The sequence below is a fragment of the Cupriavidus taiwanensis LMG 19424 genome, from assembly GCF_000069785.1.
In the GTDB taxonomy this organism is placed as follows: Bacteria; Pseudomonadota; Gammaproteobacteria; order Burkholderiales; family Burkholderiaceae; genus Cupriavidus; species Cupriavidus taiwanensis.
The window spans coordinates 287,153-312,571 of record NC_010529.1; the positions used below are offsets into that span (position 1 = coordinate 287,153).

Genomic DNA, 25,419 nt, shown 5'->3' on the forward strand with positions numbered 1-25,419 from the left:
GCGGGGAAAAACTCATCGCTAGCGCGATGAGTACTTCAGCAGCCTGCTAGAGGCATCAACCTGATACCTCGCATGCGCAATATCAAGAACCTTGTGCTGTACAAGGCGGACCGACGACGCCGATACGACCATATCGAGCGCCTGTGCCGCCGGTCCATCGACTGGGACCTGATCCAACGACACTACCCCGACATGATGCGGGTTGCCGTCTCGATCAAGGCCGGCAAGATGCCGCCGTCGACCATCCTGCGCCGGCTGGGTTCGGAGAGTACGAAGAATAAGCTATACTTTGCGTTCCGGGAGCTGGGCCGCGTCATCCGCACGGTGTTCTTGCTGAAGTACCTGGACGACCCGGAACTCCGTCGCACCATTCATGCCGCAACGAACAAGAGCGAATAGTTCAATGGATTTGCGCAGTGGTTGATGGAGACCGCGCCAAAACGGGGGCAGACGACCGGACCCCGGACCGCTGCCGAGCAACTTTGCTCGCTGGCCGCATAATCCTAGCACCCCCGCGACTCCCGGCTGGCACTACCTCCTTATCGCGACAACCTTCTCCCCTCGGTGTGTTAGCTCAGTCCTCAGCCGAGAGGATCGTCCCAGTTCTAGGGTTGTTGTCAAGCCGCGCCCAGCCAGGACAGCTCTGTCCGTTGCATGGCTTGCCATCGCTGCGCCAGATGGCTCCATCGTCATGCAACTGGTACAGCACACCAGCTGCACCTGCAATCGTTTGCGCGTGTCCATTATTGTCCATCAGCCGCCATCCAGGACACGATTGAACTGCGCATTTCTGGCCGGTGGACTCTCAGATTCGCCCATCGTCGTGACGCTGATACAACTCGCGCCCCCCTGCAATGATGTCGACCGTGCGCGGGTCATTGTCCATCATTTGCCATCCTGGGCACGACGGCCCGGAACACCGTACGCCGGTGTGCGTCCAGATCCGACCATTGTCGTGCAGCTGATGCAGCAGTCCGCCAGCCGCGACGAGCTTTCTGGTTTGCGGGTTGTTGTCGAGCATGATCCAACCGGGACAAGACTCGCCCGTGCAGTTGACGCCGGTCCAACGCCAAATCCGACCGTTGTCGTGCAGTTGGTACAGCTGCCCACCACCCGCCACAATGTCGCGCGTAGCCGAATTCTGATCGAGACGCACCCAGCCGGGACAGCTCTCGCCGCTGCAGGCCTGGCCAGTGAAGCGCCACACCTGTCCGTTGCTGTGCAACTGGAAGAGCTGGCCCGCAGACGAGACGATCTTGGTCGTGCTCGGGTTGTTGTCGAGCAACTCCCAGCCAAGACAAATGTCATCAGTGCAGGGTCGGCCGATCGATCGCCAGATGCGGTCGTCGCGGTGCAGCTGATACAACCTGCCACCGCTCGCGGCAAGTGCCTTCGTGTTCGGATTGTTGTCAAGCCGTTGCCATGACGGACAAGACTCACCGGTGCAAGCCCCGCCGATTGACTGCCATATCGCGCCGTCGTTATGCAGTTGGAACAGTTTGGGCGCATGGAGTTGATACAGCAGGGCGTTCTCGCCATCTGCTGCCGCCACCAGCTTTGTACGCGGGTTGTTGTCCAGCATGTCCCAGCCTCGACAAGCTTCGCCGGCGCAAGGCGAGCCGGTGAACCTCCAGACGCGTCCGTCATGGTGCATCTGGTAGACACCGCCTGCAATAGCGGTGGAATGGAGGTTGTTGTCCATCCTCACCCAGCCCGGGCAATTTTGACCGGAGCATGCGGCGCCGTTCGAGCGCCAGATCCATCCGTTGCGGTGCCGCTGGAACAGGCCACCTGCGTTGGCACTGAAGTCGACCGTGGCGGGGTTGTTGTCAAGCTGCACCCAGCCCGGACAACTCTGGCCAGCACAGGCTTGGCCCGTCGAACGCCAGATCCGGCCGTTGAAATGCATCTGATACAGCATACCGTCCGCGGTCCGGATGGCCACGGTGGCCGGGTTGTTGTCGAGCATGCGCCAGTGCGGGCAACTGTCACCTCTGCACGGACTGCCGGTCCATTCCCAGATGCGGCCGTCCCGGTGGAGCTGGTAGAGCTTGTTGCCGTTGGCGGCGATGGCTACAGTGGCCGGGTTGTTGTCCAGCCGCTGCCAGCCCGGACAGTTTTCTCCCGAGCACGCGACGCCAGTAGATCGCCAGATCCGGCCATCGTTGTGCAGTTGATAGAGATCCGCGCCACCGGCCGCGATCGCCACCGTCTTCGGGTTATTATCGAACATCTGCCAGCCGGGGCAGCTGTCGACGTTGCAAGGTGTTCCGTTCGAGCGCCAGATGCGGCCATCGAGGTGCAACTGGTAGAGACGCTCGCCGCCAGCGGCGATCTGCACGGTGCGGATGTTGTTATCCAGCATCTGCCATCCGGGGCAGCTGTCGCCGACGCAGGGGGCTCCGGTCGAGCGCCAGATTGCGCCCGCCCAACGGCTCTCGATGTCCACGCCCACCCGCCAGACGCCGCGGCCGCGCGCGCCGACATAGACATTCATCCGTTCATTACCTAGCGATTCAAAGTGCGCAAACAGCGGCCGGGAAATGTGTGGGCGCAGCGTCGAGTTGCTGACTGGATCGGTAAGTGGCGTCCAACTCGTTCCCCCATTTGCGCTCAGGTACAGGCCCGAGTCTTGCCCACCAATGAGGATCACGCTGCGGTTGCGCGGGTTGATCGCAACCAGCGAGGCCTGCGGATAGCCATTACCGGTACCGAACGCACCAAACCCCTGCTGGACGCGGGCCAGGAATGCGCCGTTGCCCGTCAGCAGTGTGTCGATGCCGGGAACGACTGCCCAATTGGCGCCACCGTCGATCGTGCGCACCATCGAGGGTGAGGCCCCCGAAAGGTCGTTGGCGATGATGTGGTTGAAGTCGGAACGGTCGACCCCGAACGCACCGAACTGACTATTGCCATTGCGGGCCACCTGCACCCAGGCGCCGATCGAAGTCGCACCTTCGTGTCGCCAGAGCGACCCCGTGCCGCCCAGGTTGCACGCTCCGATGCCCGCGCGCAGGTAGAACACCGAGGTGCCATCGTTGCGCCTGGACACGTTGATGCCGCAGGCGTTGGCTGGCGCGCCCGTGCCCAGCGTGCGCCAGGTCACCGTATTGCTCGAGATGTTGGAGGTGAAAAAAACACCGCTGCTGGTGACCACCGCATAGCTGTTGCTGGCGTAGTTCACCAGGGATCGGTTGTCCTTGAATCCTGTGAGGCTGCCGGCCGGATAGGTTTGGATTTCAGTGCCGCTGCTCATCGCGTCGCCGTCGAGGAACATGCGCGTGGCGGGCGCCACGTTGAAGCGACAGACGGTGTAGACCACCCGACCGGCTTCGGCTTCTACATCAAAGACATCGCAACATGTCGGGCTGTTCCAGTCCCGCGTCGCTTTTCCGCCGTCGCGCGTGCCAAAGCCACCAGAGTCCTGCTGGCCGATGTAGACGCCTTTCTCGCCCTGCGCTGCGCGTTCATTGCCGGCCATCGACCAGAGCCATAGCGCGGTGACGGTCGTCGTTTGCTGCTGCCAGCGCGGGTCGTGGCAGTCTGCCCCCGTGCGCTGGTTGAAGTAGATGCCGCCGTCGTTGGAGAACAGGGCGGGGCACGCGTTGAGGCCGCTGGCCGTATTGAAGGCAATGTCACCAACGTCCCAGTGCGCCCCGGTCTGCGCGGCTGCCCACGCCGAACTGGCGGGACAACGAGCCGCCGTCGACGCTGTGTTCGTTGGCGTCGCGCAGGCCGCTCGATAGAGTTGAGTGTCTCCGAACCACAGATCGAAAGCGCGCCCGTCGCGATCGTTCACCTTCACGAACGGGATGCGCCCCTGGGGGCCGGGGTTGGAGAATTGTGTGGGCCAGGTTAGATAGCGTCAAGCAGGACGGCCGGTCCAGCGACAATCATTTTGGCCGGTTGGCCGGGATGATTGTCGGTGAGTGTTAGGTCATGGTTGTCGCTCCGTTATCGATGTCGCGGTGATTGTCGTTGTCGCTGGATGATTGTCGTCGGCGAGCAGACTGCTTGTCGCTTGCGGTGCGCCGACGGTAGCTTTCGACGTTCATTTCAAAGATCGTCGAATGGTGGACGAGTCGGTCAATCGCGGCGATGGTCATGCCGGGGTCAGGGAACACGTTGTCCCAGCCTGAGAACGGCTGGTTGGCCGTGATCAGCAGACTGCGCCGCTCATAGCGCTCGGCGATCAGTTCGAATAGGACACTGGTTTCGGCCTGGTCCTTGCGGGCGTACGACAGGTCGTCCAGGATGATCAGGTCAAAGCGGTCGAGCTTGGCCAGGGCTGCAGGTAACTGCAGGCTCTGCCTGGCTGCCTGCAGCTTCTGGACGATCTCGCTGGTACGCGTGAACAGTACCCTGTACCCAGCGTCGATCAGGGCATGCCCGATGGCCGATCCGAGGTGGCTCTTCCCACCGCCCGGCGGGCCGAAGATCAACACATTGGCACCTTTCTCCAGCCAGGAATCACCGCTCGCCAGTGCCATCACGTGCGCCTTGGAGACCATGGGCACAGCACTGAAGTCGAAGGCAGCCAGCGTCTTGGTTGGATCCAGGCGGGATTCGGTTCGGTGTCGTTCGATACGCCGCTTGGCCCGTTCGGCCAGTTCGTGTTCGAGCAAGGCGCCAAGCAGCCGGGTTGCCTGCCAGCTTTCCTTGTCGGCGCGCTGTGCGAACTCTGGCCAGAGCCGGCCAATGGTGGGCAGGCGCAGTTCGTTGAGCATCAACGTCAGGCGGGCGGCATCAATTGGGAGCGGCGCGTTCATGCTGCGACCCCCTGGCCCAGCAGGGCGTCGTAGCAACTGGTCGCCGGCATCTGGACATGGATGACGGGGTGATCGGCTTGCCGCGGCGAGAACTCCTCGCGCAGCGCTTCCAGATCCGGCAGATCACCATCGCCCAACATGGCTTCCAGGCGCACGGCCAGCACGGCTTCGATACCGTCCATGGCCGCCAGCTCAAGCAGGCCAACCATCGTCTTGCACGCGTCGCGTTGCGACAGCCGGGCATCAAGCTGCTCCCAGGTTCGCCGATAGGCCTCCCGAGGGAACAGATCGTCCCGGAACGCCAGGCCCTTGAAGGCCTGCGGCTTACGTTTGAGCCCCTCAATGAAGTGCCGATAGTCGATAGCGCGGCGGGTGCTGTGCGCGGCGTGGGAGCCCCGAGGAGTGCTGAACACCATGGCTCCGGACAGGTAGCAGTCCAGTCGGTCGCCGTACACACGCACCTTCAGACGGTGACCAATCAGGCGGGACGGCGCGCTGTAGAGGATGCCGCGCACGGTGAATGTGCTGCAACGGGTGACACGCGCTTCCTCTTCGGCAAAGTCCGTCGTGCGCCGGGGAGGCAGGTCCGTCAACTGCTCGCGCTCGAGACGGAACGCCGCTGCATGACGCCGGTTACGACGCATCACGACCTCGCGCAGGAGCGCCTCATAGGCGGCTCGATCCTCGAAGTCCCGGTGGCCGCGCAGCATCAGTGCCTGGTCGACAGCCTCCTTCAGATAGCGGTGGGATGATTCCACACTGCCGTTCTCGTGGCCCAGGCCGCGGTTGTTACGGGTGCCGGTCATCCCATAGTGGTCCAGCAGGGCTTCGTAGCGCGTTGTGAAGTCCTCCTGCTCCTTCAGGTTCTTGAACGCCGCCGAGAGGCTGTCGGTGCGATGTTCTCGCGGGCAGCCGCCGGCCTGCCAGAGCGCGTTCTGCAAGCCCGAGGACAGCGCCTCGAAGCTCTCTCCGCCTTCAACCACTTGGGCGTACTCCCAGCGCGAGAACGCGAACACGAAGTGATACAGGCGGTGAGGGAATGGAACGCCGGAGATGGTGATGCCCAGCGCCTGCATATCGGTGAAGTCCGACAGTGCCCGGATCCCCGGCGCGTGTTCCTGTGGGAAGAAGACTTCTTTGGCCGGTCCAGACACAGCCCGCCACTTGCTGATGCGCCGTTCGAGCGTGCGGCGCATGCTGTCAGGGTATTGGTCGGGATGGTCGTCCTGGAGCTTGCGCAGAATGGTGATGGCTTGCAGGCGCGGCTCGCTAGCAAGCATCGGCACGACCTCGGTGTCCCAGACCTCGACGAATGGATCGGGCCGCGAGCGCCAGTAACGGCGGGGCTTCTGCGAAGGCAGTTGGCTATCACGTTCGATACGCCGGGCACTGCGCACACTGATGCCGGCCTTGGCAGCGGCAATCTCCTGGGTATGCTGTTTGCGTTTGGACATGTAGAGGCTAACCTGTTGGTCGGTAATACGGGTTCCAGACATGGACTGACCGCTTATTGATGCGATCAGCCATCGTAGAACCCGGCCAACTCGGCGCCGCCGGTGGCGGAAACTCTCCGGCGGCTACGCCGCCTCCGAGTTCCCGCCACCGGCCAAGATGTTTGTCGCTACGCCGGACAAAATGATTGTCGCCGCCCAGCCAGGTCGCGCCGCCGTCCCGGCTCTCGAAGATTTGCGTGCCGACCGAGAGGAAAATCACGTTGCCTTCGTCGGGAGAGGCTGCCAGTGAACATAAGCCTGCCGGCTCTGCACCACCACCAATGAAGGTGGCCGCATTGTCGGTGGAGCGCAGGTGCCCCTCGTCACCGCAGATGTCGACAACACCGTGGTGGACGATGACGCTCCACACTCGCATGCCCCCATAGGCTGGCGTGGGATCAATGTAGCGCCACGTGACGCCAGCATCGGTGCTGGTCGCCAGACCGCAGCTTGTGCCCACGTAAATCGTGTTCGCATTCGCGGGGTCAAACGCAATACCGAAAGCCTCGGGCTCCGTCCTGTCCACTGCGAATCGGCAATCACTCGCACTGGGGCGCGCGGTGGGAGGAACTGTCCACGTGGTGCCGCCGTCCCGACTGACGCTGATCCCGGAGTCCGGGGTCGTCTTGCCGTCGAACCGCGAGGTAGCAACGAGGATCGTGGGATTATTCGGACTGAACTTCACATCCCAGACTGCCTGCGCGCGGTGCCCGGGAACATATACCCAGTTGCGCCCGCCGTCGGTCGTTCGATACAGGCCGCCCCATTCGCTGGCCGCAAAGTAGATCTGGTTGTTGGTGGGATGCGCGCCAAGTTTGTTGACGCGCCCCCCCGCTAGCACTGTTTGCATCGGACGTGTGGCGGTCCGAATTGAGTGGGCTGATGTTGTCGATCCGCCAATTGACCTGCGCTTGGGCCACAGGGGAGCCCTGCGATCAATGCAACGCCGAAGGCGGCAATCGCCCTCCGCACACGCTGCCTGAATGGGCTACACCGCACATGTCTTCTTTGTTGTTCGCTCCCCTGCAAGGCGGCAGCAGACTGACCTTCACGCATGATCGCCTCCCCCATTTACGTTGCGATTTTTACCGCGGATTGCTTGACCGCAGGGCGCCTGGTGACAGACGCGAACCCCTTTATGTCTTCGACAAGCCGCCCTTACCTCGGCTGCACGAAATCGGCAGGGCAGACCGGTACTCGGCATACGTTCTCCGCCGCCGTCATGGTTTCGGCATCGCGCTCGTGCACGACGCGCACGCCATAGGTAAGCCCAGGTTGCATGCCTTCGATCACCACGGTGCGCTGAGGGTGCTCCCGCGCGCTTTCGACCCCCTGGGCGACCACGCGCATCTGCTCAAGCCCTCCAGTGCGAGCGTCGCGCTGGAGGGCTTCCTGGAGATCCGCGGGCAAAGTTGCCTGCGCCGAAGGCAGGACGAGCACCTGCCGCAGGCGCTGTGGAGTCAGCGCCGGATCACGGGGCACGATGCGGTTCGCCTGCACCTTGTGGAAGACAGCAGGGTTCACGAGATGTCGTAGGCGCTCCACGTCGAGGCCAGTTAGCGATAGAGCGGCGCGCATGGCTGACCGAGTCGTAGGCTTTCAGGTAGACCTCCTCGTATTTGACGCTGCGCCAAAGGCGTTCGACGAACACGTTGTCGCGCCAACTGCCCTTGCCGTCCATCGACAGTCGGATGCCGCGGTCGAGCACAGCGTCTGTGAACCCCGTCGCGGTGAACTGGCTGCCCTGGTCGGTGTTGACGATCTCCGGCGTGCCGTATTTCGCAAAGGCCTCCTCCAGCGCCTCGACAGCATGGCAGCTCTCCAGAGTGATCGCCACCCGGTGGGCCAGTACTTTGCGGCTCGCCCAGTCCACCACCGCCATCAGATACACGAAGCCCCGCGCCATCGGAATGTAGCTCGTGTCCAGCGCCCACACCTGGTTGGCGCGATCGATCGTCCGGTCGCGCAGTAGGTATGGCCAGATCTTGTGCGCCGCATGCTTGCGGCTCGTGTTGGGGCGACGGTACAGCGCCTCGATGCCCATGCGCTTCATCAGCGTGCGCACGTGCCGGCGGCCGACCGGGATGCTCTCCCGTCGCAACAGGCGGGCCAGCATGCGTGCGCCCGCGAAGGGATGCTCCAGATGCAGTTCGTCGATCCGGCGCATCAGCCTCAGATCCGCGTCGCTGATTGGACGCGGCTGGTAGTAGACGCTCGATCGGGAAATGTCGACCAGCTTGACCTGGCGGCTCACCGGCAGCGGGTGATCGCGGTCAATCATCGCTTTCCGCTCAGCAATCCCGCCTTGCCGAGCGCGTGCTCTAAAAAATCGTTCTCCAGTGTCAATTGGCCTATCTTTGCATGCAGCGCCTTCACGTCCACCGGCGGCTCGGCCGCAGTCTTGGTTTTGCCGCCGCCGAACACGTCCGCGGCGTGCTCCGCCAACTGTTGCTTCCACTCCGTGATCTGGCTCGGGTGCACGTCATACTGCTGGGCCAATTCCGCCAGCGTCTTGTCGCCCTTGAGCGCGGCCATGGCCACCTTGGCCTTGAAGGTTGCCGAGTGGGTCCGTCTGCTTCGTTTCGTCATCTTCTGGATCCTTTATGCCCGCCATTATGGCCGGCTCAGGCCCCAGCTCTTCCACTTAACCGACTGTCCGAATTTCCGCCGCCACCTGTGACACCTATCTCCGCACCTTGCTCATACACGGCGCCAGATCCGTGGTCACTCGAGGTGCGGGAACCGCCTGGCTCGACGAATTGCTCAAGCGACGTCCCTTCAACGTCGCGGTCGCTGCGGTAGCTAACAAACTCGCCAGGACCATCTGGGCAGTATTGGCCAGGCAAGGGAGATATGAGGCACACCTGCCCATAGCTGCATCATAGCCTCCCAAGCGGATACACCAGGACTGATCAACCCTTCTCAAGGAGCGCAAGCAATGATCGCATGATGGCTAACAGGTTGGACCGGGACGAGGAAGACCCGATAGGGAACGTGAGCCGCAAGGCTCGATAATCAGCTGGGTGCGGATTTCGGTGAAGGTGATCAGCGGTTTCGGCGAACGTGATCAGGGAAGGAAGGTGGTACTGCGCGGTCAGGAGATTGTAGCGTAGGTGATCACGATGCCCGTTTCTTGGCGTCGGTTGCCGTGCGCTTGCGCATGGATTCGCCTTTGAGCGCCACCTTGTGCGCCTGGTGGACCAGCCGGTCCAGGATGGCGTCAGCCAGCGTCGGATCATTCAACCACTGGTGCCAATGCTCGATCGGGAGCTGGCTTGTCACGATGGTCGAGCGGGTACCGACGCGGTCGTCCAGAACTTCCAGCAGATCGCCGCGAGCGCTTTCAGAAGGCTCCTGTAGGCCCCAGTCGTCCAGCACCAGAACATCGATGCGTGCGAGTTGCGCCAGGCGGCGCGTAAAGCTCCCGTCGCCGTGGGCGATCTGCAGTTCCTCGAACAGTCGAGGCACCCGCAGATAGAGAGCAGAGAATCCCTGTCGACAGGCCTGCTGAGCAAACGCACAGGCCAACCAGGACTTGCCGGCACCGGTCGCCCCGGTCAGGATGAGGCTCTGAGCGTTGCGGATCCAGTCGCAACTGGCCAGGGTAGCGACCAGCCGCTGATCAAGGCCGCGACTGCCGTCATAGACCACATCCTCGAGGCATGCCTGGGTGTGCTTGAGCTTGGCCGAGCGCAGCAGCCGCTCCAGGCGCCTGGTGTCGCGCCAAGCAATCTCCCGGTCGACCAGCATGGAGAAGCGTTCTTCGAACGGCAGGCTGGAACTGGCGGTCAGGGCAGACTGTTCCTCGAAGGCCCGCGCCATCCCGTCGAGCTTGAGGGCCTTGAGCTGGCCGACGGTGTGTTGCATCAGCATAGTTTTCCTAATGGTAGTAGTCGGGTCCGCGCACGTTGTCGTGCATGGGGGAATGCCACTCGGTTTGCGATACCGGCAGAGTGGCTTGCCGGTCCAGATGGTTTTCAAGGATGGAGACCACAGACTTACGCGTGAGCGAGCCAATGGCGACGGCGCGAGCGCAAGCGGCTTCGAGCCGCTCCTTGCTGTACTTCTTGGCCAGACTCAGCAGACCCAGGCAGGCGCGATAGCCCATCTCGGGATGGCTCTTGTGGGTGAGCTGGTATTCGACGATGACGGCGACGTTGGGCCCAATCGAGGCTGCCCAGTTGAGCAGCCGGCCGGGCGTCCATTCGAGGTGCGCGCGGTGGGCCACCGGCATGTGTTCCTTGACCGTGCTGTGGCTGCCCTTGCGGGTATTGCGCGCGTGCAGCGCCACCCGTTTGCCACCGTACAGGATCTCGATGGTGTGGCGGGTTACGCGAGCCTCGACCGCCTTTCGCACCAGGGCATGCGGCACGCTGTAGTAGTGACCGTCGATCTCGACGTGGTAGTCGACGTTGACGCGGCATTGTTTGAACGTTGCAACTTCGTAGCGCCGCGGCGGCAGCGGTCGCAACACTGGCCGGTCCAACCGCTCGAACCACTCCCGGCGCGTGCCAGGCAGCTTCTTGAACGGTCGGTCATTCAGGTCGGCGACGAGCTTCTTGATGGCCTTGTTGAGCTCGCCCAAGCTGTAAAAGCGATGGTTGCGCAGCCGCGCCAGGATCCACCGCTCGACGATCAGCACGCCGGTCTCGACCTTGGCCTTGTCTTGCGGTTTGCGCGGCCGTGCCGGCAGCATGGCCGTGCCGTAGTGATGAACGAAGTCTTCTGCAGTTCGGGACAGCACTGGCTCGTATCGGTCAGGGCGAGCCACCAGCGCGCGCGGGTTGTCCGGCACAAGCAGCTCAGGCACGCCGCCGGCGAATTCCATCGCACAGACCATTCCCCCGATCCAGTCGGCGGTGGTCTGCCCCCGGGTGGCGCACGCGTATGTGTAATTCGACGCGCCAAGCACAGCGACGAAGATGCTGGCTTCAAACGCAAGGCCGCCTTCCGGGTCCAGAATCGGCACCATCTGACCTGCGAAGTCCGCAAACAGCTTCTCGCCGGCGCGGTGCTGCTGGCGCATGGACCGCTTGAGTGTCGCTGCCCAGTCCCGGTAACGGCAGCAGAACTGCGTGTATTGGTAAATGGGGACCCCGGGATTCGCGTCCAGGTATTCCTCCCACAGCAACTGCAGTGTCACGCCCTTGCGGCGCAGCTCGCGGTGCAGGTAGGGGAAGTCCGGCGTCACCCGTCCGCCCGGGCTGTTGGCCGGCTTCTGTGCGCCGAACAGCCGCTGCTCCAGCGTATCCTCGTTCAGGCTATCCGCCTGCGCCCAATCCAGCCCCGCTGCCTTCGCCATCGCGCGTACTGCGAAACGGCACCAACACTCACACCCGTCGCCCTAGCGATCTGCCGGTGCGAAAGGCCACACGCCCATTTCAGGCGAAGCACTTCCTTGATCTTGCGCATGGTCATCCGGTTGGCCGGCATCAGCTTGCTTCCTTGCAAAAAGGAAGCAGCGTATCGCCGGCGTTCTAGTCCATGCGCAGTCCCACCCCAGCCCTTGCCCGGCCCCATTACGGTGCGTGATCACCCGTTTCGGCTGCTTGATCACCTATTTCGGCAACGTGATCACTCGTTTCGGGATCGTGATCACCGATTTCGGCAGCGTCGTCGAAGTGATCACGTTCCGCCGAAACCAGCGAGCAGCTTCCCGCCGAAACAGGTGATCACGTTCCCCCGAAATCGCTGATCAAGCGCCCCGAAATACGCAGTCTAATTGATCGAAACGCTTTCACAACGTATCGCTCATTAGAGGTCAAAGGTGTCAACTTGTATGCCGCTTGTGACTTGGAAAAAGGGTCGCCGGTATTCAGTTCACCGATCCAACTGCTCCTCATCATGTATTTGCTTGCGCAATGTCGCGAAATGCTCCTGAAGACTTATCCCACATACCGGATGAACGCTCTCCGGAACGACGGCGGCACCGACTTTGGCCCAATCCTCTGCAGTCAGCATCTCCCCTGTTCGTGGCATGACTAGCTTTTCCTCGGAAGATAGATGATTGCGATAGTAAGCAAGATATACTGCCGCTTGCGCCACTAACACGTCTCTAGGCGTTATAACGTCCCATTCGGCGCCCTTGAAGTGGTCAAGTAGTTGGGCGCTGGTTTCCGCGATCACTAGATGTTCCTGTAGAAGTCGATTCACCACGAGCTGTATATCGGGATCTCGCTTCACCAGTAAAGAAAAAGCAACATCCTCTCGAGGGTGATGAATGCGATCGCCATAATCACACATGTACTCGACGATTTTAGCTATCAATCGATAATTAGGATGTCGTCCCTCAAAAAAAGCCCCGATTTGATTTTGGAGTAGGTCTAGTAAATGAGCGAAGTACAAATGATCATTATGCCAATCAGTAATGGTATTGTTCATTTCGTTGGCCATCCCAAGGGATGGGGTTGTTATTGGAATTTAGGTTAAAGTTTTAATTTTTTACCAAAGGCTAACATCCAGTGGCTTTAAAAAAACCAAAAATGCGAGTAAGACAGAGTCCGCGTGATGTTTAACCCGTGTCCATGCCAAGGGGATAGCGCTAGAGCAGTCAAGTTCTCCTCGTGCATTATTCCTGCGCCCCATGACCGTGATCTCATCGTTGACCGGCCGTACACCGCCACACAGCCTATCGGCTTCGTTTCCCATGAACGGAGTGATTGAGTTGTACAGATGTCTGCCATTTCGATATCGTTTGTGAGTTTCACCGGGGATATTAAATATCGGCTCTGAGCTAGGCTTCAACCGGGGGGGGCGCTCATACCATAGGCGTCGTCAAGGCAGGCTCTCAAGAAACATCCAATCGCAATATATATGCCAATGGCATGGCGCTTTGGCAATGCGCAATGTAATTAGACATCGAATGTCATAGATGCGACTGTTTGTCGTAAATCAAACGGCAGGCCGGTGTTTGACAACTGCGAAAGGCAGAACCATTTCCGGCCTGCTTCGACAGGCGGAATTGTGTGTAGGAGCTCTCAACCCTACTGTTGTGAATGGGTTGCCGTGCTGCTTTTCACACTACTGCAAGCAGGAACGCCGTGGTATATCTTCGACCAGGCCCCCGCTAAAGGCACCTCATTACACACAACTCCTGGCGGCTGGTGCTCTGCAGAAAGTCGTTTACGGTCAATGACATAGCGGGTGGGGTTGTAAACTCTTTCGGAATGTCGTTCACTCTTGCAATTTGGGCGGCACATGCAGCGAGAGGCAACGAGTTGGGCAGCGGCGGAATTCAAGGACATTGACTTGGGCGACCAGCGCCTGAACAAGCGGGCGGTGCTGCTAGCGGAGCGGCTCGCAGAGAAGCCGACGGCAAGCATACCCAGCGCATGCGGCGGCTGGGAGGAAACGGCTGCGGCGTACCGCTTCCTGGCTCAGGATGAACTGGACTGGCGCGATATTCTGGCGCCCCATTGGCAGAGTTCAGCCGAGCGGATGCGAGCTTGCGAAGTGGTGCTATGCATCCAAGACACGACGGAGCTGGACTTTAACGGCCAGGCCATCGCAGGCCTGGGACCGCTGTCGTATGAGGCGCAACGTGAGCTATATCTGCACCCGACTTACGCGGTAACGCCAGCGCGCGAACCGCTGGGCGTGCTTGACGCCTACATGGGGGCGCGCGAGCCCAAGGGTGCGGATGGCGTTCGCCCCGGCATCAAGGAAAGTACCATTGGACCGAAGGATATGAGCGGGTTGCCGAACAGGCGACCGCACTGCCTGCCACGCGACTCGTCTATGTGACTGACAGAGAGTCGGACATCATGGCGTTGATGATCAAGGCAAAGGAGTTGGGCCACCCGGCGGATTGGCTACTGCGCTCGCAGCACAATCGCACCTTGCCTGGCGGCGGCAAGCTGTGGGAGCAAGTAACTGCGGGTGAGCCAGTGGGCAGGATTCACTTCACGCTGGCAGCCCGTCAGGCTCAGCCGGCGCGCGCGGTACGGCAGCAGGTGTGGGCGCAACGTGTTGCGTTGCCTGACGCTGCAGGCGGCGTGGTGAGTGCCACTTGTATTGTCGCCCGGGAGGTCGACCCGCCGGCAGGCGTCAAGCCGATTGAATGGCGACTGCTGAGTAATCGCGAGGTGAACGACCTTGACGCGGCCGCGCAGCTTATTGACTGGTACCGCGCGCGTTGGGAGGTGGAATTGTTCTTTCATGTGCTCAAGAACGGCTGTCGAGTCGAGGCGTTGCAACTTGCATCGATGGCACGGCTTGAGCGTGCCTTGGCGCTGTTCATGGTGGTGGCATGGCGCATCGCTCGGTTGATGCGACTGGGTCGAACTTGCCCGGACCTGGATGCAGGGCTGCTGTTCGAGCGCGATGAATGGCGCGCGGCATTCAATCTCGACAAGAAGAAGCCGCCGAAGACGTCACCGCGTCTGAATGAGGTCGTGCGCTTGGTCGCTATGCTCGGCTGCTTCCTGGCGCGCAAAGGCGACGGCGAACCCGGAGTCAAGACTATCTGGCAAGGCCTGCAGCGAGTGGTGGATTTCGCCGCCGGTCTTCGGTACGCCCGTGAACTTGACGACTGAGATGTGTGTAACCAAATGCGCTAAAGGTCGGCTTCTGTCGCCCACTGCCAAAACTTAATCACAGGTAGTCTTGGGTGGCGTATACGCAAAACTCCTTTTGGGGTGTGAGGTGCATTTGCGTCTTCGACGCGAGACACTTTTAACCCCCGAGGGGCTTGATATAGGGTCGGAATCACACTATCAAGTTCCAACCTTCTCAACATATTTAATGACGAGACACCCAGTCCAATACCATATTGGCCCCTTCATCGATAGACATTGTGCATGTGTCGATGAAGATATCGGGACTTGTTGGTCTTTCATATGGCGAATCAATGCCGGTGAAGTTTTGGATCGCCCCCCGTCTGGCAAGTCGATATAGTCCTTTAGTGTCGCGAGCCTCTGCTACGGCCAATGGTGCGTGAACGTAAACTTCAGCAAAGACATGTTTCCCCGCAATTAACCTAGCAAGCTCTCGGTCGGAATGGAAGGGTGAGATAAGGCATACAAGCACTACGATGCCGGCGTCGGCCATAAGTTTGGCAACTTCAGCCACGCGCCGAACATTTTCGCGTCGATCCTCCTTGTCAAAGCCAAGATCTTTGCAAAGGCCACGCCTGACTGAGTCGCCATCAAGAATATAAGTGAGCCGCCCGCACGCATGCAGGGCTGCCTCAAGCCGGTCGGCAATTGCCGATTTCCCTGCGCCGGAGAGGCCTGTGAACCAGAGGATGGACGGGGCCTGACCAAGCAGTTGCGCTCTCGATTCCGGACCGACTCCGAAGTCGTAGATGTAAAGGTGAGGAGTGCGAGCATCGCTCATCATATTTCGTATACGTGTGTGAAATTGGACTTTGCAAACAACACGGGCGCCCGGCTTGCAAACGCGTCCTGCGAAGTCCACGTGCAAATTGGGCGAAGCTAGTTGAACGTCTACCTCTGAAACGCGTAGCTACGTCGGGAGCGATGTCGCCAATATCGGGTCTATGCTCCTTTGGAACGCACTACTGCTTCGTCCACATTCAATGTTGTGCTGCTTCCTTCCGTCTTTCTCCAAAGAATACCCTCGAACCAAACTTGTTCCACGCGCCCCCATTCACAAGCGGAAGCAGCGTCGGGGAAAAATCCTCGGCCGTGGAAATTCGCGCTTGTGTTGCAGAGCAAAGGAATACCTGTTAGCTTCTCATATTCGACCAAAAGCTCTGCTACGGGATGTTTAGAACTTCTATGGATGGTTTGCAAACGAGCAGTACCGTCAAGATGCACGACCGCAGGGATCTTGTCACGCCATTCCTTACGCGTTAGATGGTCGAAAAGCATGTAGGGGTCCGGAGTACCAGGCTCAAAGATGGACATTGCCTTATCCTCAAGGCATATTGGCGCCACCGGACGAAAATGCTCTCGATGCTTGACATCGTTCAGAAGATGTTTCATTGCAGCCGAAGTTGGGGCTGCCAAAATGCTTCTTCCGCCCAAAGCCCGAGGGCCCAATTCGGCACGACCGGCAAGAAAAATGACTGGCTTGTTATCTGCAAGTATGCGGGCGAGTTCCGAAATCGTGCACGGAAACGCAGTCCATCCCGGAGGGACGACGCCAAGTTTTGCGGAAGGCCCGCTATACACGGACCATTCCAACGGTATGAATCCCTGGTCCGCAGCCATCGCACAGCAAGCCGCACCAATTGCCGAGCCGCTGTCGTTGGGGAACGGAGGGACCCATATTGCAGCGAATAAGCCACTTTCACGTAATGCGCTATTCCATTTGATGTTTAGCGCACATCCCCCAGCAATGCACAGGTTTTGCGGAACTTGTATTGAATGACGCTGCAGCGCCATTCCGATTTCATGAACGAGAAGGCGCTCGAGGAAGACGTGAAAGGAGGCAAGCACATCTTGGTGAAGCTTCCCTTCAAGTCGAGGCACGCTAGCTTCGAAAAAATCACGGACGGGTTTCAACGAGCCTTCAGGTGCCCTAATATTCGCACGATAGCTGCGCGCCAACTCGCTGTTACCAGCGAAGTGATCGTCGTAAAGGCTGTGAAATACAGATACGATACTTTCATCGACGGACCCGAGCCCAATATAAGCCATGAGCTTGCCTGCCACGCCGAGATCCCATTCTGCTCCGCCTAGTTTCTTATAGGGACCAAAGTAGTGACCCGCCGCCGCATAGATATGGCCAACGAGGGGGAAAAGGCAGTCAACGCGGCGTGCCCCATCACGCTGCACATGGTAGAGCCTTGGGACGATGCCGCCATCCCAAACCAGACAAAGGGCGGGTTGCTCCTTTTGTGCAAACGGGCTGGTGCAGTATGCGGCCGCTACGTGCCCTGACACATGAGGAAAACTCTTGTACGGAAATGAACCTTCGCCGACCACCAAACCGTCGCCGTCAAGGGAGGCAAGGAGGTGATTGGCGTCGCTCTCAGCATACGGTGCGCCCTTTAGACTCATCGGAACAGATCCACTACGGACGTGGAATCTAGACTCCACGTCTCCGTCCCAGCCATCAATGACGAACTGGTCGATATCCACAGCGTTCAGCCCATGTTCCGCCAAAATGAGAGCGATTTCCTCAAGGTTCTCGATTTCCTGATAGCGCTTATTGTTCTCTCGCTTCTCCTGCTCGATGCAAAAAATCAATTTCCCATCTTCTACCACGGCGATGGCCCCGTCGTGCGTTAGCTTGATCCCGCAGATCCGCATGCTATTTCCTCTTTCTAACTCGGTAAACGTGTGTGTTGTGATTCGTCCGGAGATTTGCGAAATCGTGCTAGCGAGCAACCCTCAGTGAGCAATTGTCCTTTGCATTCAACGTGCTCAACTTCAGTCAACTCTTCTCTGAGCATAGCAAGCACAGTTTCTGCACCAGCAATGTGGCCCCATCTCCGGCAACTGTCGTCATGTGACGATCCGAATACCAACTGTCCGGCCGGCGCAAGCATTCCTGCGAGATTTAGAATCGTAGAACGCATTTCTTCAAGGTTATCCAAATAATAGAGAACTTCAGCGACCACGATTAGATCGAACTTGTCATGTGTCGAGAACTCTTTGACGTCTGAAACGATCCACGTAGTGTTCGCTGGCTCCTTCAGTCGTTCGCGAGTACGAGCTATCGCTTGCGGAACAACATCTATGACTGTGAGCCGTTGGCAGTGGTCCAAAAGTTTCTCCGTGAATGTCCCCGCAGCACATCCCACTTCGAGCGCATTAGTGACTCGGCCCTGCGCGAGTGACAATCGAAGCATATGTCTGTGACGTTCCTGTTCGTAAGGATTAGTGTCGAGGCGCCAGGGGTCATCTGTACTTAGTTCACGACGCAGCAATTCTAGGTTTGAAAGCATGGGAAAATCTTTCGGTTCCTAATAGTGGACCATAACGTAGGCTTCCTTCTGCTCGAAGATCGCCTACCAATCAATCCAGTAGAACTGTCTTCATAGCTCGGGTCCGTTGCGTTCGATTGTTTCGCCGCTTGGCCATTCTTGCAACGAACTGTTAATTGGCATAACCACGACGAGGACATCCTCTACCCGAGTAGACGGCAAATCCAAGTGGACGTTCGAGAGAGTTGAGCGCACACGAATTCCTTCGATGATTGTTCCTAGTCCATGTCGGCACAATCGGGAAAAGTGAGTTTTCAACTCGTGCCTGACGGTCCCGAAAGCGAACGGTATGCGAAGCTCTTGAAGCACGGGGTACATTGCGCGGATGGAATGGCTAATTCCGAATCCTTCAAGGTCCGGCCGAACTCCGTATAGACCTAGTTCGGCCACAAGCACATCGGCTGAATTTACCTTGATGAATCGTCGAAGTGCACCCATGTGTGCCGCAATCCCTTGAGAATCGTAAGCTATGGCGCGGAGCTCAGGCCGTGCGCCTGCCCAACTTCGACCGCCACTAAACGGCTTCGCATTGAAAGGCCCTGTCGGACCGTAGGTCGCTTTGAAAAACTCAGCCAATTCCAAATGGTCGGAGAGTTCAAGATCATTTTCCCAGCGTAGTTTCCACTGAACTTTTGGCGACGACATAAAAGTAACCTATTGGAAGAGTAATAGGCCAACCACAGTCACCTGGCGACCAATTAATTAAGTTGAGGCACAAAACTACGCATTGCTCGTGCGATGGTTTGAGCCATTCTAGGCTTCGAAATAGCTTGTATGCGGCCCCCCGCTGAAATGGCGCTTTAGCTCCACGAAGTTGCATACCGTCTCTCGCAGAGGTCGCATTTCCTGACGCCGAAGGGCCGTGCGTACTGAGCATGCGTGCGGAGATGTTCCAAGGAAGAACCAAATTGCGTCGAGGCAGGGGGCTGGATCGCGCAGTAGATCCTCATAGTCGATAGTCATAATCCGATCTCGCTGAAAGGAATTCGCGACGAGAGTGTGGAAGTCGTCAGCGATCCTGAAGTAGGCTTCGCATTCATCGATGGTCAACGTTACGTTGGGTGGAACGGCCAAGGAGTGGCACGTACCGTACTGTAGCCATTGACCACTTGTCCTTGCCTGAACGAGGGATCGCAGCGACTCCAGAGAATTTCTGCGGACAAATATCGCGCGAAGATGTGGCCAACCGATCAAGGTTTCAAAGAATCCTGGCCGCTCGCGGAACTGCGGTTGGTTAATCTTGCAGCCAACGTGGGTGAGCGCCGTCTTTCCAGAGCGGGTAGGGTAATATTGATAAGCTAGCTCAAGAAGGTCCCTATCGCTACGTAGGAGTCGGCTATTATCTGGCCAGTTCATATCGTACGGATTGAGCAATTCTCCGTTGCTCGACACATTTGGATGCAAATTCAGCAATTCTTCCAGATAGTGCGTACCTGTTCTGGGCATCCCAAGGATTACGAATGGTGCGGCTGTTGGCATGATTTCGCTAAAGAGTTGCACAGATATACATCAAGTGGTTAGCGGCGGTAGAAGGATTTGACCTATATTCAAATTCATCCTGGTCAGAGTGTCGATGCGATCATCAAGACATCAGACGCCGGCGAACAAGGTTTGTCGATAGGAAGAAGGGCACTATTGCGTAAAGGCAAAGTACGGACACATGCAGACCGACGCTCGCCGACGGGCGTCCAAGCATCGCGGGGCGGATGAGTTCGACGGAATGGGAAAGTGGAAGGGCTCTCGAAACAAGATGAAGGGCCCCTGGCAACTGTTCTACTGGGAAAATGACACCACTCAGGAAAAGCATCGGTGTGAGGACAAGCGTTTGGTAGAACACAAAGTAATCGTAACTCGGCGCAATCGCGACGAGGACCATAGCAAGGCTTGCAAATGCGAAGCCAGTTAGAACAATGACCGGTATTAGTAAAAAAATATTCGAGAGATCGGCATAGCCCAATGTTGCGGCAACCCCAGCCACCGCGGTGCCTGCCAATAGGGCTTTGCTGGCCGCCCACGTCATTTCACCGAGTACGACGTCGCCAACCGTAAGCTTTGTGCACAGGACTGCTTCCCACATGCGCTGCGTGTGCATCCGAGAGAAGGCCGCATAGATTGTCTCGACCGTTGCGGAAGTCATTGCACTCGCAGCAACCATACCGGCTGTCAGAAACGAAATATATGCAGATCCTTCAACGTGATCTATCAGTACCCCAACTCCGAAGCCAAGGCCGAACAGATACATCATTGGATCTGCAAGATTGCCAATTAGGGAAACGAGAGCAGCCTTCCGCCATGCTAAGAAATTACGGCGCCATACCGTACGCCAGTTCCAAGCGTTCGCGGGCAAAGTCATCATGAGTACGTCACGCATTATTTATTCCCTGATCTCACGTCCGGTTAGCCGCAGGAATACGTCCTCCAAATTTGCGGGGCGTTGTAGGACGCGCAGGCCAGAAAGCTCGCGTAAAGGTACCCGAATCTGTTCCAAATCGGAGGCGTAGCAGAACAGCGTCTCGCCGCTTACCTCGGTGCGGGGACCGTAGGGTGCTAGTAATGAACGCAGCTCGTGTGGTTTGCCGCCATATACTTCTAGCACTTCGGTACCGATTTGTTTCTGGACCAGACCCTGCGGAGTTCCCTCAACGAGCTTGCATCCGTCCTCTATTACGCAAAGCTGGTCGCACAACCGCTCCGCCTCTTCCATGAAGTGAGTAGTGAGAAGAATAGTCTTGCCCTTCGTTAGCAGCGAGCGTAATCGCTCCCAAATCAGGTGGCGCGCATGAGGATCCAAGCCGGTTGTGGGTTCGTCCATTACCAGAAGTTGGGGATCATTGATCAGGGCGCGCGCGATAGTCAATGCCCTTTTCATGCCGCCTGACAGTTCCGTGACGCGAGCATGGGATTTTGTTTCAAGATGCGCGAACTCAAGCAGAGATGGAATCGCCGCCTCGATCTCGGCTGTGGTCATGCCAAAGTAGCGTCCAAAGACAATCAGGTTCTCGCGTACCGTAAATCCTGGTTCCAGATTGTCGAATTGCGGAACTACGCCGATGCGAGCGCGAGCTCGGCGTGCTCGTATTGGTACGGGCTCTCCCAAGACTGTGATCGTGCCGCCGTCAGGCATTGCCATTCCCAGAACCATTCGAGCAATCGTGCTTTTACCAGCGCCGTTAGGGCCCAACAAGCCAAAGCATTCGCCAGTTTTCACACAAAAGGATAGATCATTGACGACAGGCTTGCCGCCATATGACTTTCTAACGCCGGAGAACTCGATCGCTGCGGTGGACATGAAGCTCGGGAATAAAAGTGTGTTGTTGTCTACTGAAGGAAGCTCGAACAAGTAATATCTATCCTACTCGGTATAATATTCATTTCCCGATGTCACGCACGTAGAGGGCAAACATTTATTACCAGTAATTTCAGAACGAGAAGTTGAATGCGTTTCGCCAGCTGTATATTTTTCCGGAGATTCCGATGATGGATAGACGGACTTATCGTGCGAACTGTTTAATGCCTCGCCTCGCGACAGCCAATCGCTATTTCCGAGCGTGCACAATGCGTAGGCCTTCACCGGAAGTAGAAGGAACAGGTTGATCAGGGTATGCGCCGAGAATCCAAAAAATCTCAGCTGTCGAGCGCGAATAGCCGCTACGGTGGACCGAACGAACGTCATTGAGGCAATTGTTATGCACGCCGGCCAAGGAATTGTTGCCGTCATCACAAACTGTGCAAGTCCACTGATGACTGAGATCGCTAGCAATAGCGAACCAACGTTCTGCGCAAGGGTGTCCAGCGTAAGAAAGCCATTGAGGTGGGGCAACAGACGTAGCGAGAGGAGCGTGTCACGGTATGTGCTGCGTGCCCACCGGAGCTGTTGTCGAAGATACGGTATGAGCTTATCTGGCACAACAGTAGCCGCGATAGCGTTAGGAACATACTCTGTTCGATAGCCTGCAGTCAGCATGAGAATCGTCAAATGGCGATCTTCACCAAAATCACTTTGCTTGCCCCGGAAGAACTGGGTTTCGTATTTGTCAAGAAGACGAAGAAGCGCGGAGCGACGGTATATCGCACAAGGACCGCAGCAGCACATAACGGCGCCAAATCTTCCCTGAGCCGCTCGCTCCTCGTTACATGCGAGCCAGTACTCCATGTCGATCAATCGAGTCAACCACGACTGCTTTCGATTACTGGCTGTCAACTGTCCCATGGCGGCACCAATCGATCTGTCCCGCATCTTGAGTACAAGGTTTTTTACGACATCATGGGCCAGCGTCGTATCTGAGTCGACGTTAAGTATGAGCTCTCCATACGAGGAACGTATTGCGGCGATCTGTGCTTTACGTTTACCCACGTTCTTGGGAAGAAGAATAAAGTTAAACCTCGGATCTTCCTCATAGTCCCGGTAGACCGCGCCCAACGCATCACGGTTACTTGAGCCGTCATCAATTACATAAACGTTCAATACTCCGGCATACTCCTGCTTTGCGATTGAAGTAAGGCAAGCTCTGAGCGTGGCCGGGTTTTCGTTGAAGCAGGGCACAATAACGTCGACGTCCGGCCGCCATTCCGGATCAACGACCTTGGTTGACGCAGGAGTACACCGTGTTGGTCGACTATGCAGAACCTGTGCGCTCTTATAAATGGTGGATAGGAGTGCGTACAATAAAACAGAAGTCGTGTTGATTGCGGCCGGAATATTCATCTTTGTCGTTTTGTCAGGGGGGCGTTAAGAAATTTTCAGATTACAAGACTACGCTGATCCGCAAAGAGAATCAGATGAAAATCCGAGGCGAGTTATGAGCGCCATTTAAGCTCAGATCGACGCGGTTCGGTTGGAAGCACGCGACGTCTGATGTATAAATTTCGGAACTGAGGCGCGGCGAGTACAATATGAGGTAAGAGAGCCGGCTGCTTGATTTGATGTTAGCGTTAGGAGCAATGCCTACCAATGGGGAAAGGCGGGGACTTGGTTCAGTACTATCTGTTTCTTGTGTCAGTAATTCCTGATGTACTCACGTCCGACGAGATGAACTTTTGATAAATGTTCCCTAGAAGACGACCCAGGGGTAGTGGAGAACACATTCGTCTCGGGGTCTATGTGGGATAACAGGTTCTTAGGCAGTCCGTACTGGATTGATCTGTCCGCGTAGTTTGGGCAGTGAGCTGATCACAAAGTTACGTTCCTTCAACGCCGAAATTAGCCGAGGAAGCGCCCTCACGGTTTGCTCTCGTGATGCTGTGTACGGGCGTGATGCCAATTCGTTCGGTGGACTGCCATCATGCAATAGCACGATTGCCCCCGGCTCTACGGTCGCCAAGACCGTATCGACAATCAGATCAACTCCCGGGCGGGCCCAATCTTGAGGGTCTACCGACCAGTGAAGCGGTGTAAGACCTGCATTCATTCCTTCGACGCATACTTCAGGAGTCCATATTCCATACGGTGCACGCAAGAAACGCACAGCTAGGCCAGGGGAGGCCTTGGTGATGATTACATTCGTATCGAGTATTTCGCGTCGCAACACATCGCGGTTGCATTGGGACAGATCGAGATGCGTCATCGTGTGGTTGGCAACTTCGTGTCCATCGGAGATCATTCGCCGAATTAGCTCCGGATGTTCCGCTGCGTATGCTCCGAGGACGAAGAACGTGCCGGGGACATGAAATTGGCGCAATATGTCCAAGATCTTCGGTGTCCATGTCGGATTCGGCCCGTCATCGAATGTAAGAAAAACCTTACGTGGTTTGACTTTGGCATCACGTTCTCGAATTTTCCTCGGCCAAGACAAACGTTCCGATGGTTCGCTGTGCACCTTTTCAGCCATGATTCGTTACGTTACCTTTGTGGTTTGCACGCTATGCCTTCGGTCTCAAAGTGCGCCGTCCGCAATGGGACACGGAGATCTGCTAATCGTTAGTCGCCACAACTTTGCGTCAGCGGCGCAAATTTGTACAATCGATTGTTTCGATATCAATCATCGATGATGTGGATGGCTCCATATGCGCTTCAAAGGCCTTGACCTGAACCTTCTCGTCGCACTTGACGCACTCATGACGCACCGGAATCTGACAGCCGCGGCGCATAGCATCAACCTAAGTCAGCCCGCTATGAGCGCAGCTGTCGCGAGGCTGCGAGACTATTTCAGTGACAGTCTTTTTGTTATGCGTGGGCGGGAGTTCGTTCCGACTGCTCGTGCGATGGAACTTGCCGGTCCCGTCCGTGAAGCACTATCGCACGTCCAGCTCTCGATCATTTCGCGTGACGTATTCCTGCCATCTAAGTCGAAACGACGTTTCAGAATTTGTCTTTCGGACTTCATGACACTTGTCTACTTTAAGAAGGTCATGAAGCGCGTCGCATGCGAGGCGCCTTCCGTTAGCTTCGAGCTATTCTTTCCTGACGATGAACCTGGCGAATTGCTCAGACGAGGCGATGTTGATTTCCTGATACTACCGGAGTTGTTGTTGAGTGATACACATCCCAAGGCGCGTCTTTTTGAAGAGAAGCTTGTGTGCGTAGGTTGTCCGACAAATAAGCAGCTGTCCCGAAGACTCGCTTTGGAAAAGTACATCTCGATGGGGCATGTGACTGTAAGGTTCGGACGTTCACGCCGGCCCTCGATAGAGGAGTTTTTTCTCCTTGAGCTGGGATTCAAGAGACGGGAAGAGATTGTTGTACCAACCTTTGACCTGATCCCACCGATGCTGTCCCGTACCGATCGCATCGCAACACTGCCACTACGACTAGCTCAGTATTTTGGCGAAGTGGTTCCTTTGAGGATTGTCGATGTACCGCTGCCACTTTCCTCGTTTACGGAGGCTATCCAATGGCCTGCGTTACATACCGGCGATCCAGCAAGCATTTGGATGCGCCAGGTGCTATTGGAAGAGGCAAAAAGTTTGGCTAGTGTTGACGCGAAGAAGTCTGACTGATAATCGATGTCCGGGCAGTCACAAGAGGTGCCAATTGTATTCAATCTCGTAGGTATTGAGATCCCTTCAATCCAGCAGGGCACAAGTTTCAGAACTACGATGCACCGGCAGATGAGGCTCTACCCATACTTCGCGCGCTTTCTACCCCTGTTGGTGTGCAACCCCTCATATGAGGCGTTAAGCATAAGACGACCTCGATGGTCGGAGCGACGTCAACGCAGGATTGTGTTAAAGGCGCCGTTTTTTCAGTTAGTATCCTATGCGCGCACAGAGAGGCGTTGTTGTCCTCCGTGTCCCTCCGACATCGCCACTGCGATATTGTCCG

18 protein-coding genes and 5 pseudogenes are annotated in these 25,419 nt (G+C 57.5%); 5 read left to right on the forward strand and 18 right to left on the reverse strand.

The annotated features are described in order from the left end of the window. Positions 1–51 precede the first annotated feature (51 nt). A pseudogene (locus tag RALTA_RS27825) lies at positions 52–396 on the forward strand (Tn3 family transposase); the annotation flags it as partial. 409 nt (positions 397–805) lie between these two features. Here the strand turns inward: RALTA_RS27825 and RALTA_RS27830 are convergent. The 6 genes and pseudogenes from RALTA_RS27830 to RALTA_RS30890 form a co-directional block, all read right to left on the reverse strand. Further along, positions 806–3,805 carry a beta propeller repeat protein gene (locus RALTA_RS27830; RefSeq protein WP_012354652.1) on the reverse strand — a complete coding sequence of 1,000 codons (3,000 nt, stop codon included), beginning with the start codon at positions 3,803–3,805 and terminating at the stop codon, positions 806–808. Positions 3,806–3,932: 127 nt separating this feature from the next. Next, the gene (gene istB, locus RALTA_RS27835) at positions 3,933–4,769 is read right to left on the reverse strand and encodes an IS21-like element helper ATPase IstB (RefSeq protein WP_012354406.1); all 837 of its coding nucleotides are present in this window, start codon (positions 4,767–4,769) and stop codon (positions 3,933–3,935) included. Next, positions 4,766–6,265, reverse strand: coding sequence for an IS21 family transposase (istA, locus tag RALTA_RS27840; RefSeq protein ID WP_012354405.1), 1,500 nt, complete (start codon positions 6,263–6,265; stop codon positions 4,766–4,768). Before istA (RALTA_RS27840) ends, istB (RALTA_RS27835) begins: the two co-directional genes overlap by 4 nt. Further along, positions 6,231–7,112 carry a WD40/YVTN/BNR-like repeat-containing protein gene (locus RALTA_RS30885; RefSeq protein WP_012354653.1) on the reverse strand — a complete coding sequence of 294 codons (882 nt, stop codon included), beginning with the start codon at positions 7,110–7,112 and terminating at the stop codon, positions 6,231–6,233. The genes istA (RALTA_RS27840) and RALTA_RS30885 overlap by 35 nt, the downstream gene beginning before the upstream one ends. Before the next feature lie 308 nt (positions 7,113–7,420). Further along, entirely contained in the window at positions 7,421–7,786 is a 366-nt protein-coding gene (locus RALTA_RS27845; RefSeq protein ID WP_145987298.1) for a hypothetical protein, read from the reverse strand. A 28-nt stretch (positions 7,787–7,814) separates the two neighbouring features. Next, positions 7,815–8,851, reverse strand: a pseudogene (locus RALTA_RS30890) (IS3 family transposase); the annotation flags it as partial. An 89-nt stretch (positions 8,852–8,940) separates the two neighbouring features. Here RALTA_RS30890 and RALTA_RS30680 point away from each other — a divergent pair. Continuing rightward, positions 8,941–9,147: pseudogene (locus RALTA_RS30680) on the forward strand (IS110 family transposase); the annotation flags it as partial. A gap of 232 nt (positions 9,148–9,379) precedes the next feature. On the opposite strand, the gene istB (RALTA_RS27860) reads toward RALTA_RS30680, so the two are convergent. Together istB (RALTA_RS27860) and istA (RALTA_RS27865) are read right to left on the reverse strand one after the other, a co-directional pair. After that, positions 9,380–10,135, reverse strand: a complete 756-nt coding sequence (gene istB, locus RALTA_RS27860) for an IS21-like element ISRme9 family helper ATPase IstB (RefSeq protein WP_012354650.1) — start codon at positions 10,133–10,135, stop codon at positions 9,380–9,382. A 7-nt stretch (positions 10,136–10,142) separates the two neighbouring features. Continuing rightward, a pseudogene (gene istA / locus RALTA_RS27865) lies at positions 10,143–11,695 on the reverse strand (IS21-like element ISRme9 family transposase). A 95-nt stretch (positions 11,696–11,790) separates the two neighbouring features. On the opposite strand from istA (RALTA_RS27865), the gene RALTA_RS30500 reads away from it, so the two are divergent. Then, complete coding sequence (locus RALTA_RS30500; protein WP_198053012.1) at positions 11,791–11,934, forward strand: hypothetical protein; 144 nt, start codon at positions 11,791–11,793, stop codon at positions 11,932–11,934. Between the two features lie 148 nt (positions 11,935–12,082). Here the strand turns inward: RALTA_RS30500 and RALTA_RS29595 are convergent, their stop codons facing one another. Further along, complete coding sequence (locus RALTA_RS29595; RefSeq protein ID WP_115671149.1) at positions 12,083–12,643, reverse strand: hemerythrin domain-containing protein; 561 nt, start codon at positions 12,641–12,643, stop codon at positions 12,083–12,085. An 816-nt stretch (positions 12,644–13,459) separates the two neighbouring features. Here RALTA_RS29595 and RALTA_RS27870 point away from each other — a divergent pair. Further along, positions 13,460–14,796: pseudogene (locus RALTA_RS27870) on the forward strand (IS4 family transposase). Between the two features lie 205 nt (positions 14,797–15,001). Here the strand turns inward: RALTA_RS27870 and cysC are convergent. The 9 genes from cysC to nodB all read right to left on the reverse strand — a co-directional run bounded on the left by cysC (position 15,002) and on the right by nodB (position 23,986). Continuing rightward, entirely contained in the window at positions 15,002–15,598 is a 597-nt protein-coding gene (cysC, locus tag RALTA_RS29605) for an adenylyl-sulfate kinase (protein WP_232348030.1), read from the reverse strand. 161 nt (positions 15,599–15,759) lie between these two features. Beyond that, positions 15,760–17,481, reverse strand: a complete 1,722-nt coding sequence (gene nodU / locus RALTA_RS29610; RefSeq protein ID WP_012354659.1) for a nodulation protein NodU — start codon at positions 17,479–17,481, stop codon at positions 15,760–15,762. A gap of 14 nt (positions 17,482–17,495) precedes the next feature. Continuing rightward, positions 17,496–18,119: a nodulation methyltransferase NodS gene (gene nodS / locus RALTA_RS29615; RefSeq protein WP_012354660.1), complete on the reverse strand. Its 624-nt coding sequence runs from the start codon at positions 18,117–18,119 to the stop codon at positions 17,496–17,498. 90 nt (positions 18,120–18,209) lie between these two features. Then, the gene (locus RALTA_RS29620; protein ID WP_012354661.1) at positions 18,210–18,803 is read right to left on the reverse strand and encodes a NodA family N-acyltransferase; all 594 of its coding nucleotides are present in this window, start codon (positions 18,801–18,803) and stop codon (positions 18,210–18,212) included. 108 nt (positions 18,804–18,911) lie between these two features. Then, a complete protein-coding gene (locus RALTA_RS29625; protein WP_081479546.1) occupies positions 18,912–19,637 on the reverse strand; it encodes a sulfotransferase in 726 nt (241 codons plus the stop codon). Between the two features lie 103 nt (positions 19,638–19,740). Then, positions 19,741–20,529 carry an ABC transporter permease gene (locus RALTA_RS27885; protein ID WP_012354663.1) on the reverse strand — a complete coding sequence of 263 codons (789 nt, stop codon included), beginning with the start codon at positions 20,527–20,529 and terminating at the stop codon, positions 19,741–19,743. 3 nt (positions 20,530–20,532) lie between these two features. After that, positions 20,533–21,447 carry a nodulation factor ABC transporter ATP-binding protein NodI gene (nodI, locus tag RALTA_RS27890; RefSeq protein WP_012354664.1) on the reverse strand — a complete coding sequence of 305 codons (915 nt, stop codon included), beginning with the start codon at positions 21,445–21,447 and terminating at the stop codon, positions 20,533–20,535. A gap of 63 nt (positions 21,448–21,510) precedes the next feature. Next, positions 21,511–22,863 carry a chitooligosaccharide synthase NodC gene (gene nodC, locus RALTA_RS29630; protein WP_012354665.1) on the reverse strand — a complete coding sequence of 451 codons (1,353 nt, stop codon included), beginning with the start codon at positions 22,861–22,863 and terminating at the stop codon, positions 21,511–21,513. A gap of 412 nt (positions 22,864–23,275) precedes the next feature. Beyond that, the gene (gene nodB, locus RALTA_RS29635; RefSeq protein WP_012354666.1) at positions 23,276–23,986 is read right to left on the reverse strand and encodes a chitooligosaccharide deacetylase NodB; all 711 of its coding nucleotides are present in this window, start codon (positions 23,984–23,986) and stop codon (positions 23,276–23,278) included. 175 nt (positions 23,987–24,161) lie between these two features. Between nodB and RALTA_RS29640 the strand changes: the two genes are divergently transcribed. Next, positions 24,162–25,094, forward strand: coding sequence for a LysR family transcriptional regulator (locus RALTA_RS29640; RefSeq protein WP_012354667.1), 933 nt, complete (start codon positions 24,162–24,164; stop codon positions 25,092–25,094). Positions 25,095–25,419: the final 325 nt, after the last annotated feature.